The 13,866-nt window shown below is 35.9% G+C and carries 10 protein-coding genes; 8 read left to right on the top strand and 2 right to left on the bottom strand.

Features of this window, described 5'->3' with window-relative positions:
• Positions 1 to 49 precede the first annotated feature (49 nt).
• Positions 50 to 418, bottom strand: coding sequence for a hypothetical protein (locus tag ACP3T3_RS15695; RefSeq protein WP_426476756.1), 369 nt, complete (start codon positions 416 to 418; stop codon positions 50 to 52).
• Positions 406 to 1,632: a cation:proton antiporter gene (locus ACP3T3_RS15690; RefSeq protein WP_426476755.1), complete on the bottom strand. Its 1,227-nt coding sequence runs from the start codon at positions 1,630 to 1,632 to the stop codon at positions 406 to 408. Before ACP3T3_RS15690 ends, ACP3T3_RS15695 begins: the two co-directional genes overlap by 13 nt.
• A gap of 240 nt (positions 1,633 to 1,872) precedes the next feature.
• Between ACP3T3_RS15690 and ACP3T3_RS15685 the strand changes: the two genes are divergently transcribed.
• The 8 genes from ACP3T3_RS15685 (at position 1,873) to ACP3T3_RS15650 (ending at position 13,825) form a co-directional block, all read left to right on the top strand.
• Positions 1,873 to 2,373 (top strand): M15 family metallopeptidase, encoded by a 501-nt coding sequence (locus ACP3T3_RS15685; protein ID WP_426476754.1) that lies wholly within the window; start codon positions 1,873 to 1,875, stop codon positions 2,371 to 2,373.
• A 189-nt stretch (positions 2,374 to 2,562) separates the two neighbouring features.
• Entirely contained in the window at positions 2,563 to 3,600 is a 1,038-nt protein-coding gene (locus ACP3T3_RS15680) for a patatin-like phospholipase family protein (protein ID WP_426476753.1), read from the top strand.
• 231 nt (positions 3,601 to 3,831) lie between these two features.
• A complete protein-coding gene (locus tag ACP3T3_RS15675) occupies positions 3,832 to 4,002 on the top strand; it encodes a hypothetical protein (RefSeq protein WP_426476752.1) in 171 nt (56 codons plus the stop codon).
• Positions 4,003 to 4,231: 229 nt separating this feature from the next.
• On the top strand, positions 4,232 to 6,460 hold the full coding sequence (locus ACP3T3_RS15670; RefSeq protein WP_426476751.1) for a M14 family metallopeptidase: 2,229 nt from the start codon (positions 4,232 to 4,234) through the stop codon (positions 6,458 to 6,460).
• Positions 6,461 to 6,585: 125 nt separating this feature from the next.
• Positions 6,586 to 10,731 carry a hypothetical protein gene (locus ACP3T3_RS15665; RefSeq protein WP_426476750.1) on the top strand — a complete coding sequence of 1,382 codons (4,146 nt, stop codon included), beginning with the start codon at positions 6,586 to 6,588 and terminating at the stop codon, positions 10,729 to 10,731.
• 16 nt (positions 10,732 to 10,747) lie between these two features.
• The gene (locus ACP3T3_RS15660) at positions 10,748 to 11,089 is read left to right on the top strand and encodes a hypothetical protein (RefSeq protein ID WP_426476749.1); all 342 of its coding nucleotides are present in this window, start codon (positions 10,748 to 10,750) and stop codon (positions 11,087 to 11,089) included.
• Between the two features lie 61 nt (positions 11,090 to 11,150).
• Positions 11,151 to 13,244, top strand: a complete 2,094-nt coding sequence (locus ACP3T3_RS15655) for a hypothetical protein (protein WP_426476748.1) — start codon at positions 11,151 to 11,153, stop codon at positions 13,242 to 13,244.
• Between the two features lie 2 nt (positions 13,245 to 13,246).
• Entirely contained in the window at positions 13,247 to 13,825 is a 579-nt protein-coding gene (locus ACP3T3_RS15650) for a hypothetical protein (protein ID WP_426476747.1), read from the top strand.
• The last annotated feature ends 41 nt before the right edge of the window (positions 13,826 to 13,866 follow it).

Below are 13,866 nucleotides of genomic sequence, written 5' to 3'. Positions count from 1 at the left end.
CGCATTAGCATTTTACTTTTGTTTTCAAAAAACATTATCCTGATGCAGATTAAATCATTCTCAAACGTTCTTCCTCAAGGTCAATCTGATAAAGCTGATGACGGATAATCTCTTCATTCACGGATATATCTTTATTGAGCTCTGAAAGAAATTGTCTCTGGCTTTCCAGCATTTCAAAAAAGATATCTTTTGTCTTTTCATTCATCCATTCTGCATCATTGGCCTGTATTTTTTCTTCCCAGTGTTTCAGCATTTTTTCCAATCCGGCATGACTGTTCAGTTCACTATCATGCTTGTTTTTAAGAAAATGATAAACATGCTGTTTCAGTTTGTGCTTTATTTCTTCCCGGGCTTGTTTGTCTTTCTCTTCATCCGTAAAATCATCGAATATATGTCCGTACTTTATCAGGTAAGGCAATGTAAGCCCCTGTACAAGTAATGTAAGCAGAAGTACAACGAACGTAATGAACAGGATAAGGTTTCTGTTGGGAAAGGAAGTCCGTTTTCAAGGGTAATCGGAATGGCCAGTGCCGCAGCTAATGAAACAACACCTCTCATTCCCGTCCATCCAAGCATCAGGGGCAGCAGCAGACTTCTTCTTGTGGAAGAGGTGCGGGGTGCTACACTTGGACGAAAAATCAAAGTAGCCAGCATTGCGGCGTACGAACTTATGATTCTGGCAGCAATCAAAATAGCGGTCACCAATACTCCATATTGAATGGCTGTACTCAAAGGAATTCCTTCCCACCGCAGTCCGCCAACAATTTCAGGTAGCTCAAGGCCTATAATTAAGAATACGATGCCATTCAGGATAAAAACAAAGCTTTCCCATACGCTATAGCCTCTTATGCGGCTGGTACTGTTTAAAAATATCATCCTTTTACCTGACATATAAAGCCCTCCACAAACAACGGCTAAAACTCCGGAGCAATGGAACTGTTCTGCAATCCAATACATCAGGTAAGGCTCAATAAGTGTCAGTGCAATATCCGAAGAGGCATCTGTAGGAAGCCGTTTGTGAGCCTGTACAAAAATCCATGCCAGTAAAAGGCCGGTTCCTATGCCTCCGATCACCATCCATAAAAAGTCTAATGAAGCTTCCTGCCATACAAATTGGCCGGTTCCCACCGCAATCAGGGCAAAACGGAATATAATCAATGAAGAGGCATCATTCAACAAACTTTCTCCTTCCAGAATAGCGGATGTAGTGGATGGTATTTTTACAAATTTCATGATCGCTCCGGTACTTACAGCATCAGGCGGAGATACAATGCCTCCGAGTAAAAACCCAAGTGCAAGGGTAAATCCGGGAATAAAATAATTAGCTGCCACCGCCACTGCCAGCGCCGTGAAAAAGACAACCAAAAAGGCAAAACTTCCAATAATACGCCACCATCTTTTCATTTCTTTAAAGGAAATAGACCATGCGGCTTCAAATAGCAGAGGAGGTAAAAAAATAAAAAAGATAAGGTCAGGATTAATCTTTACCACAGGCAATCCTGGCACAAAGCTAACGAGGAGCCCGAATACAACAAGTAAAATAGGGTAGGCAATTTTTAACTTAGCAGCCCACATATTCAGCAGCACAATGGCTGCAACCATAGCCAATAAAAAGGGTAAAATGGTATGCATTTAATATTGTGTTTTTTATTCCGTCATATTTACTACTTCTATTTGATTTTAAAAAATTTAAGAACAATTTTTTCTTATATTATATGTTTACAGATTAATTTTAACCTTATACCCTTGTTCATGCATTATGTTTTCCGCCTCGTATTGGATGTTATAGAATTTTAATCAAATTTCAAATAAAACACGTCACGTTTCGTCGCTTTCGCGCTATACTTTTGTCCTATAGCAAAATAAGAAAATATGGACAAAGTAACCTTAGAACGAATTCAGAAACTTCACCCGTTGATAAGAGATGAAGTAAAGCAAATTATACAGGAATGTGACGAAGCACTTACCGGAAGAGCTAAAATACGGATCACCCAGGGATTAAGATCTTTTGAAGAGCAGGAAAAATTGTATGCAATCGGAAGAATTACTTCAGGAAAAAAAGTAACCAATGCCAAGGCAGGACAAAGCATTCACAATTATGGTCTTGCCGTAGACATCTGCCTGATGATTGACGGAAAAACAGCAAGCTGGGACACTGTAAAAGACTGGGATAATGACACTGTTGCCGACTGGTACGAGTGTGTAAAAATTTTCGCCCGCCACGGATGGGACTGGGGTGGAAACTGGAAAACATTTAAGGATCTTCCCCACTTCGAAAAAAAGAATATTCCGTCTAAAAAAGGCCCTGTAAAAACCAGTTGGAGAGTGCTTTTGAAGTTACCAAGAGATAAGCAGAATTACGTTATCTTTTAGTGTTATTTATTTGAAAATAAATAAAATACGACACGTTCTGTCGCTTCCCCAGCCTACCTTTGCTTTACAAGAAAACAACGAAAAAGCAATGAATCTCAATATGGAACTTAAAGATTTTTCTGACAAATTAACAGGTTCTGTAGATTTAAGATTGCATGTGTCCTTTTAACAAACCATTAAAAACATCACATGAAAAAGACAACCATTCTTTCTTTAGACGGAGGTGGAATAAGGGGAATCGTCACCTGCATTATTCTGCGTTACATAGAAGAACAGCTCCAGTATTATGATAAGCCGACAGCCAAGCTCGGAGATTATTTTGATCTGGTAGCAGGCAGCAGCACCGGAGGTCTGATTGCTTCTATTATTTTATCTCCTGACGGAGCCCGAAAAGCAAAATATTCTATTCAAAAAGGATTGGAATTATATGCTGAAAAGGGCGGCGACATCTTCCAGGTTTCTTTCTGGGAAAAACTGGTCAATCCATTTGGATTATTGAATGAAAGAATTTCTCAGGAAGCTCTTGAAAAAAACTTAAATGACTTTTTTGGAAATTTAGAATTAAAAGAATTAATAAAACCATGTTTAATAACGAGTTATGATATTGAGAACAGAAGAGCAAAGCTTTTCAACTCATGGAAAGCCAACCTCAGCACGGACAATTTCTATGTAAAAGATATCTGCAGAGCAACTTCAGCTGCTCCCACCTATTTCAGTCCTGTTCAGATTAAATCAATGTATGGACAAATTTTCAGCCTGATTGATGGTGGTATGTTTGCCAATAATCCAGCACTGTGCGCTTATGCAGAAGCAAGGAAGATTCCGTTTGCTGAAGTTTTAAAAAACCATCAGAAAGCCAATCATCCGGGTGTAAATGATATGATTATTGTTTCTATAGGAACAGGAATTGAAGCCAGGCCTTATTCTTTCAAAAGATTGGAAAAAGCAGGAAAAATTGGGTGGGTAAAGCCAATCGTTGATATTTTAATGTCTGCCAACGCAGAAACGGTAGATTATCAGCTGGGACAGATGTTTCAGACATTAGGCTTAAGAAATCAAAAAAATTATTACCGTTTGAATCCATCATTGAAAAATGCTTCTACGGCAATGGAAAATGTAAGAAGATCCAATATTGAGAATTTGATCCAGGCCGGACTAAGCTATATTGATGACAACAGAGAAACGTTGAACGAAATTGTTCAGAAACTCATCAAAAATAAAATATAAGCTTTTAACCTTATAAACGTAAGATATAAGCTCTTGGGATTATATTTAAAAATTAGAAAATCTTTTTAAACACGTCAAGTTTTGTCGTTACGCGCTATTACCTTTGGAGTATCAGAAAGACCCAAAACAACAATCATAAAAACTTTTAAAAAGCCTTTGAATTCAACATTCTCTTATGCTGAACAGCCTGAAATATGTTCAAAATATAACCAACACCTCATCACACAAAACATGGAAACACCAGATCACAAAACAGATATACTCTTCGATGAAGATCTCTATACAATAGAATGGAGCGATATCGAAAATGCTGAGATGGATTATGAAAACTATCTCAATGACATTGAAAATTTCTTCAGGGAAGATTTTGACAATGATATGATTGAACAAAATTCATTTTAAAATATAATTTAATACACGACAAGTTCTGACGCTGTCCGCCATTACCTTTGAAATCTCTATAATACCTATACAGCAGTCTCATTAATTAGCTTCAACACCTTTGAATTCACCATTCACAAAATGCTGGACAGCCAGAACTATGTCTGAAAATGTAAGCACCAGAATGCACCTGTTTCTATAAAAAACGCAGGACACTAAATTTATTAACCAACAAATTACACAACGTTTTATGAAAACAAAACAAGAATTAAAACTCTATTTCGAAAATGGAGATATCCCAAAGCAGGAAGACTTTTGGGAATGGCAGGACTCTTACTGGCATAAGGGTGAAATGATTCCATTAAACAAAATTGAAAACATTGACGCCTTAAGTGTTGGAGGCCTACTAGAGAATATAAAAACAGGAGGTGTTCGCGATTGGGTCCTTGGCTCTTACAAAGCTGGTGAAGTTGTTAAGTATCTTGATGTTTTATGGAAAGCCAAAACAGATATTACAAGTGCTGTTCCAGGTAATAATGCTAATTGGGAGGTTTATTTTCCATTTCCTAAGTCACCGGGTATTTTTACATCACATTCCACCACTTTGACAATTGATGTTGTTACTAATACGGTGAATTTAATTGGGACATCAACAAATAAAATTATTACCAACCAAAGCGTATTTAATGTCCGGGCACAGTCTGTTGATACTTCAGCAAACCCGACATATTATGCAATTGTATATAATACTGTAAGTACAAATGCAAGAGTCGTTACAATTTATGATAATGCTGCAAGACCACTCGGGGTTAATGATTATGTTTTATTTTATGTATTATATTTAAATTCAACACTGCAGGATGTCTTTGGAGCCAAAGGTTACACGTTCATTAATATAGCAGGAACAACTGCTTATCCAATAAAACCTGTCGCACCTGCTGATGTCTTGTATAATAAAACATTTTCAACCTGGCAGGAATCGAGAACGTCAGATGAAAAATTTTGGCTTAGTAAAGCAATCTTAGATGCCGAATTTTATAATGTAAAAGATAATACCGTTGTTACATTATATGGACTTGGGAAAAACGTTACAACCACTAACTCATATCTGGGTTTTATTTATGCAGAAACAGGTAAGCCCGCACTTTTCCTGTATGCAGATGAATTTAACAATGCTTTTTCTATGCCTTATGATCCTGTATTACATGCAGGGGTAAAAACATATTATCTCAGATCGGGGACTAAAAGGGAATCCAATACAACAATATATGGAAAGGTAACAATTGATTGGTCTCAAGTTCCTAACCAGAAGAGAGTAGTTGAAAGTAATTCAGGAGTTAGCAATAATAGTAATTTAAGCAGGACATTATATAAAAGGTCAGAGGTTTTTAATAACCCTTTAGGATTTGTAAAGTTTGCACGGTCCCATAGTTTTAATGACTATTATTCTGCACCAGCGCTAGAGAGTTATGAGGGACCAGATGGATCCGGCATTCCAAGAAAGCCTTATCAGGATTGTAGAGAATGGTCATTAAAGTGGGACGAACTTGTTACTCATGTTCCTCCTGGATATTCAATTATCAAGGAAACGCTTACAACTGATGTTCCTACAGATACAAATGTTGAAAGAAAACTGCCAATTTACGGCTATACTTTCTTACCCAGCAAGTTAACCTCCGGGGATCCCACTGGAAACAATGCCCAGACATTGCCACGTATTATTCTAAACTGTTCAATTCACGGTTTTGAAAAGACACCTTCATTTGTTGCCTATGAGCTCATGAAACAAGTTCTGACAAATTGGAAATCGCATCCGTTTTTAGAATATTTACGATTTAACGTTGAATTCGTGATTATACCGTTCGCAAATCCACATGGATGGAATGCCGGATCCGGCGCAGGAACCCGCAAGAATTTTAACTCGGTTGATTTAAATAGAAATTTTCCGACATTCTGGGCAGGCGGAGGTACTTCTGTTGACTCAACATATCCTGGCCAAGCAGCATTGTCAGAAATTGAATCTCAGGCAATCTATAGATTCATGCAGGAAAAAATCACATCAAACACGATAATGGGTGTGGATTTCCACAATTTCCATGGCACACCACAGGCAGATCCGAAAAACTATAATATGGCATGGGTTGTGAATCTTGGCTCCGAATTAGGTCAAAGTTCAGCAAATATTTTAATGAAAGAACTATCGGCAAAATACAAGACTAAATCTTTACTAATTCCACAATCTGATGATTATTGTATCGGACAGTCGAATAACTATAACGGCCCGGGCTTTAGTGGTTCTGCTATGAAATCTTTGGGCGCTCTTTATGCTTCAACGTTTGAAGTCTGTCAGAACTTCCGGTTCAATCCCGTTTTTAAAAGCCACGACAGTGATGCTATTACTTTTGGCTTGGAAACATTTACCAACTATTTACGAATTTTTCTTGCTGAACATTTAGAAGAATATAACAGGACAAAGTAGGAAATAGTTTCTGTATTTGGTGATTTAGGCCTTGGAGATCCTGGCATTCTGCATACCTAAAACTTATATTAACCCTATAATAATTCATTTACTCTAACTCTTGAGTACACAAAAAAATAAACAAAATGCCAACAAATAATACATCGAAAAAATCCGCATTTACCGTCGGAAAATCCTTAATAGGAGAAGGAATTATTAACTATAAACAAACAAACTTTATGAACACAAACAATCCATCACAAACACTTTTCAGATTCGTAAGCTTAAGAAACCCGCAATTACCTGATGAAGATAAACAAAATAAAAAATTCATTACAATTCCGGATTCTTTAAAAAGCGACAATACATTTTATATCCCTGTAGCTTCAGGAACAAGGCCTAAGCAGGAATTGTTGAAAGAGAGAGCTGCTGTTTTTGCCCAGAATGCCAATTGTATTGCTGATATGGAAGCAATGAAACAAACATATGGTATTGTGTACGACTACGCACTATGGCTTGCAAAAAATAAAAATACATGTACTACCAATCAGTACATGACTAAATCCAGTGAAGTAAAGGCATCTCCTTCGTATGCTTTTCCTAATCTGATCAATTTATGGAATAATTTAATTTATCAGGTAGCCACACAAAAAGATTTTTATTTGAAAGAAGCATTGATGCAGATCTTACTGGCGGCTCATACTCTTCAAACTGCTCCATCTGCCTTTAATGATGAAGAACTTAGGGAACTTCTATCTGCACGAGTAGTTATTCCAAAAGAGCTTATGCTTGATACTCCGGATGCTCATCCCATTGGTATTGCTTCAAAAATGGCAGAACAAGAATCCGGAGAAGTAACATCACCCTCCTCTTATATGGAAAAGCAGCAAAATATCCAGGAGGCCCAGGCTCTTCTTAAGAGATATGAGGTGCTAACAAAAGAGATGTCTCTTATTGAAAACAGCTATAAAAAAGAATATACGAGAGAATATAAAATCAATGAAGAAAAACACAATGAATCCACCCAATCTATCCTTGATGAATATTATGCCCGTGTAGAAGAAGCAAGAAGAAAATATTGTGAGATCAGAAATCCTGAACTCCCTTATAATCCCGAAGATCCCTGTAACAAACCAGAAGAAATTCCTTATCCGAAGCTTCCTAAATTTGAGTTCTCGTTCCGCCCTGAAGTTGATGCAAGAACTCTTGCGAATGCCCTGAAGCCCGATAGTATTGATACCATATTATCTCTTTTAGATTATGATTTTTCAGTACCGGATAAAGCAATGCTTGACAATACTGAAGTAATTGACAGTCTGCTGGCAGGAAGAAATACATTCAATGAATTAAAGGACATTATTTCAAATGCCACAGAAAGAGCCAATAACATTGTTCTGGATAATATCATGGATAATTCAGAAAGCTATACAAGTATTGGTGGAGTTATTCTTCCTGTCTCAAGAGTAGAAACGATTCCTTTTACCTATCAGTTATGCCCAAGGCATATTTTAAGAAATACGTGCCTGGACTTATCTATCGATGTTCCTGATGCTTCCTGGAATGTAGCAAGTATGAGCTATACTTTCTATACCAATGCAGGACCACTTTCCGGCACCTATTTTGAAAAAAGCCGTGTTGGTAATAAGATTTTCTTAAGCAAATTATTAGGAAGCGCAACAACAGACGGTGTTTACATTTCTCAAACGGAGAACTTTACGATGGATGTCAAAATCACCTTTACCAATGGTAAGGTAACAACTTTCTTCCCAAGAATCATCACGATGAAGTCTTGCTATACTTCATCTTTCGAATTTACTAACGAAATTAAAGATCCTATTCAGGAACCTGATGACTCTTATATCCCTTCCGGATTTGGATTTAAGCAAATCGGTATTGCTGATTATCTTAAAGTAGAACAGACTACCCATGCTTACGTAGAAGGAGAAGTGGCACATATTGAAAATGTAATGGCCCGTGAGTACCGTGAAAAGGCGACAAGAAGACTGAGAAGAAGCGAAAACACGACTACCACCTCTTCAGATACTGAAAGGGAAAAACTTACGGATACCACTACTGCAACCAGATTTGAGATGCAGACTGAGATTGCCAAAATGATGCAGGAATCCAGAGATACCAATGTACAGGCACATTTTGATGCCAGCTGGAAAATGACAGGAGGTGCATCTATCAGTACAGGAATTGCAGGCGGATATGCCACCCATTCTTCCAAAGAAGAAAGCACAAGACAGGCGCTTACACAAGCCCAGGATGTTACAGCCAGAGCATTAGACAGAGTGGTAACAAAAGTTCATGAGGAAAGGATTGAAAAAATCATTGAAGAGTTTGAAGAAAACAATAAACATGGTTTTGATAATACAAAAGGTGATAAGCATGTTGTAGGAGTTTTCCGTTGGGTCGACAAACTTATGAAAAACCAGATCTATAATTATGGAAAACGCCTGATGTTCGAATTTATGATTCCTCAGCCTGCAAAGCTTCATACACTAGGAATGACATTGGATAATTCAGCAACGAAAAGTGATCTTGTAAAACCAGAAGACCCAAGAAAAGCAAGCTATTTACCGTTGGAAAATTATACCGCTTTAGGTAACGAAGCTGCCTTAAAATATTGGATAAGTAAATACAATGCTGAAATTGATGAGAGACCTGCAGAGTTTTTTGCTATAAGTAAGTCATTCAGCGGGCGTGATGGAAACTTCGGAGGAAAAGATGATGACAAGGTTCAGATTGTAAACGGAAATGGAGAAGTTGAGGTTCCGGAAGGGTATTTATTAAAAACTGTTGATTATACTTTCCAAACCTATCCACACAGCTTTAAAGGTGCTCACCAGGCTTTCATGACTATTGGAGGACAAGGTACTTCCTGGATCTCTTCACCGATCAGTACACAGGTAAGTGGAATAACGACAACCCTGAATATCAAAAATAAACTGGAATTTAGTTTTGCTACCGGAGAAAGCCCAATTATGCAGGGAACTTTGAAGCTGAACTTAGAACTTACTCCAGAAGCAAGAAATGCATGGCTTCAAAAAACATTCAAAGCAATTATTGACAGCTATGAAAAGGCTTTGGCAATTTACGAACAGAAAATAGCGGAAGAAAAAGCTACCGGCATCCAGATTAAGGGATCCAATCCAGGATTCTACCGTCAGATTGAAAATACGGTACTTCGTAAAAACTGTATCTCTTACATGATCAACAGAGCAGCCAATTCTACTCATGGCTATGGTATGGCAGGACTAACCACCGGAAGCACTTTTACAGATTATGAGACCGACCTGTCAACAAAACTGGATAAATATACTGCCTTCTTAAAATTTATGGAACAAGCCTTTGAATGGGAAAACCTTTCTTATTATCTGTATCCTTATTATTGGGCTAATAAAACAGAATGGACTAATCTTTACCAGACTGAAGATGTGGATCCATTATTCAGAGCATTCCTGCAAAGTGGTATGGCAAGAGTGGTTGCTACCGTTCGTCCGGGGTTTGAAGATGCTGTTCAGTTCTATATGGCAACGGGTAAAATCTGGAATGGAGGCGAAGTTCCTGTCATTGGGGATTCTCTTTATCTATCTATTGTAGATGAAATGAAACAACCTAAAGGTATAAAACAAGGAAAAGCCTGGATCACAAGACTTCCAACTTCATTAAATATCCTTCAGGCTGAAAGCATCGGATTAAAAGTAGCACATGCTTTACCATTCAGTGCCGAAGATCCTAATGAATTTGAAGTACCGGGAGATGTTATCACAGAAAGTAACTTCGTAAAAGATAATTCCTTAATGGGAACTAAGTCAAGCACAAAGCAAATCCAGTTTTCTCTAAAAAAGCTAGACAGAATGAATGATTTTAATACCATTGATGATTTAGACCAGGCCGGTGAGTTTCCAAGAAAATATTACTGTATGGGACAAACCATTGAAATTGTAAGAGATGCCACATGGGCAAAAACAGACTCCTTGATAAAGCTCTATGATGCTTTGGCTGATGGACTTTCTACAATAGATGGCATTGAAGCATTCGCAAACAATGAAAATGGTGTTACCATCCGGGTGGATATAGACAAAATTAAAAATTTCAAATTTGTCAAACCTCCTTATACTGATGCCTCAGATACGATAAGTTTTACCACAGACGGGCTGACTTATTTAAAATTTGGCAATGACAATTTTGTAGGTTCTGCAAACAGACTTTTCGACAAAGATGACAATCTGATTGATTTTCAGGAATATACTGATAAAATCTCCTTGTCAAAATTCTTAATTTAATTCTTAAACTTAAACCATGAGCCGAGTAAAACTCGAGGCTATTTGGCAGCACGATAAAGTGCTGCCTTATATCCTCACAACCCTAAAGGACAAGATTGATGATATTACTGCTGTTGAAAAGATATTTCTTTTTGGAAGCAGAGGACGGGTACCTTTTGATGAATGGAATACTCTCGAAGGAAAAGACTGGGATGTTTTGGTACAAGCTAAATCTAAGCTTAAAAATGTCCACGTACTGGTTGACAAAGATTATTATTTGGACCTTCTCGTTTTTGATGAACAAACAATTAAGGAGCATTATTCCAACAATAAGCTTGCAATGATTTTCCCGGAAAATGAACTCAATTGTAAATCATAATCATTTAAAAACAATCAATAATAACAGGGTTATGCCCTGTTTTTAACCTTAAAATCACAAAATGAGTTTAGATATATTAAATAATAAAGGGAGTAGTAATCTGAACGGATCTAAGCTCCTAACTGAAAATGACATTCAAAATGAATTTTTTAAAGAAACTTTTTTCACCAGTAAGACAACTTCTTTCGATGAAATAAGTGCATTTAAAAACAGTCCATTTGGACAATACTGGAATAAATTTTTGCCAGCATGGGCTGTAGCAGACTATGGTCCTGCCAGAATCCTGAACGAATCTAATTTTAGCATCATAGATCTTTTACAAAAATTCAATAATGCAAAAGCATCATTTTATAATGATTTGATTAGTGAAAACTGGGATGAAATAAAATTTAAAGTGTATGCCAATCCAAACGGTCAGGAGGTTTTAAAACAATATGCTAATACTGATTTTAAACCGAATGATGATGAGGTTCTGTTTCTTATTGAAACTGACGATGGAAAATTTGACTTTGGAAAAATTGTCAGAGTAAAATTAGGAAAGAAAGCAATAGAAAAACTTCAATTTCAATTTCCATTTCTAGGGCAGACTAACGAAGAAAATCTTGCTGAAGAATTTTTAAAACGTCCTTTTGAAATAAGGAATAATTCAAGTTTCGACTTTGTTGAAGCGGGTAAGGAAGTAAAACTTGATCCCAAGGAACTAAAAGATCTTCTGGCAAAGGCCATTAAATATGATTTTCAGCAGAAAAAATTTGATGACATGTCTTTATTTCTTGTATTTCTTCAGGGAAGTGAATATCTGGGATTAAATATTCCAAAAAAAATACTGGAATTTTCACACTGGATGAGATCAAAGAAATATAATGAGGAAAAATACTGGAATGCTCTTTTAAATAAAGGATTTACTCCTGCTTTTCTCCCCAATGTTATCGTTACTCAGAATAGAGAAGAAATAAAAGAGTCTATAAAGAACAAATTAAAAAAACAGATTGATGATGTTTCAAAATTCAATCAAAATGATGCAACTATAGAAAAAATATTTAAAGAGATCCTGAACAATCTTTTATTATATTTGTTTGAAAAATTTTCTTCTTTACTGGATGAAGGATTAAAAAAATTTGATGAGGTTTTACCGGAAGGAGAAATACTGAATGAGATATATAATCTCAATGCTTTTTTAGTTGGTCTTTGGAATGGATGTTTAGAATTTGCCGCAGGACTTATAGATTTAGTTTCTTTAGTCATGATGATTGCCAGAGATGGCCTTGGTTTCACGCTTACCGATGCATTGGGAGAGGCTTTTGAAAATCTTTTAAATGAGCTTGTTTTTAACTTTGAGAATTTCATCAAAAACCTTTGGACAAAACTTATTACCGCATTAAAAGAATTTCCTGACTGGTATTTAAAGTATGGAACCAATCAATATTATTGGTATAAAAAACTTGGAGAGCTTACTCCTGATATACTTACTTTTCTTGTCCCAGCCTTGAAGGCCGGAAGAGCAGCAAAAGCCGCTGAAGAGGCTTCTGTATTAAAAAAAGCAGCGACTACAGCTGAAAAAGATTTAGAGTATCAAAAATATTTGGATGGGTATTATGAATCACTAAGAAAGCAATCAGATGATTTTTCTAAGAAATTAGAAGAGCAGTCAGCAAGACAAGAGGCTAAAGAAGCTTTTGATAATGCAGAGGACGAATTAGATGAAATTGTTAAGGTACCTTTTGAAAATTTACAAAAATTCCATTTAATAACTAATAAATATCCAAATGATCCATTTCCTATAGATGGGAAATTATATGGTATTGCAGAAATAGATAACGGTTTACTAAAAATAGATGGCAAGCTTATATCTTATGATAATGTGAATTTTGTTATAACAGAAAAAGGTGAATTAAGACTCGGATTTAGACATATTTTTCTTGCAAATGGAGATGAGGTTATTGCCGCTGGTGGCCTTAATATAAAAAGAGGTAATATTAAGAATATAACAAATATGTCTGGCCATTTCAGGCCTACATTAGACGAAGCCAACAATTTTCCAGAAATATTTGAAACAATAGGAGTTAATTTAGATAAAACATGGTTACGTATAACATATGAAACATCTGAAACAATTGACGGGACAAAAACTATTCAAAGAAAAATTAAAAAATAATTATGAAAGCAATAAACATCATTGACGATCTACAAAAAAACGATCAAGATTTAGAAAAATATAAGGATTATTTTAAACATCTTGATAAAGCTAGTAGAAAAAGTTTTTGGATAGAATCTTTTTCTATTGATAACATACTTTTAAAAGAAGATCTATTTTTAGATTATCCAGAAATCTGGGTTAATTTTGATAAACAGGATTGGGTAGATGTTTTAAGGAAAAACTCACCTAGACCTCTCATTCTAGAAACATCTGATTCTAAAATATGGGATATAAATAATTTTAAAGATTTAATTGTACTTAATAAGTACCTAAAAATAAATCCATTTTATTTATTATTTGAAAATAAAAGTTCATTTTTAACTGAAGATATAAAAAGTTGCTTTAATTATGGAATCTTATTAAGTGGTTTATTTTATGAACCCGAAGAATATATTAAGGAGTTACTTGAAGACACAAACCTAAAATATTCCAATCTTATAGAAATTTCAAATAATCTAAAATTTCAAGGGTGCCAAGAAAGGTTAAGTGATCCTGAATCACTAAAAAATTGGTTGAAAGAAAAATTGAGTATTATGTGATTATAGTTTTTCATCTTAAATCTAAAGAAAGAATTTCATTT

The sequence above is a fragment of the Chryseobacterium sp. CBSDS_008 genome, assembly GCF_049959325.1.
GTDB lineage: Bacteria > Bacteroidota > Bacteroidia > Flavobacteriales > Weeksellaceae > Chryseobacterium.
This window is presented reverse-complemented; position numbering and strand designations above follow the sequence as displayed.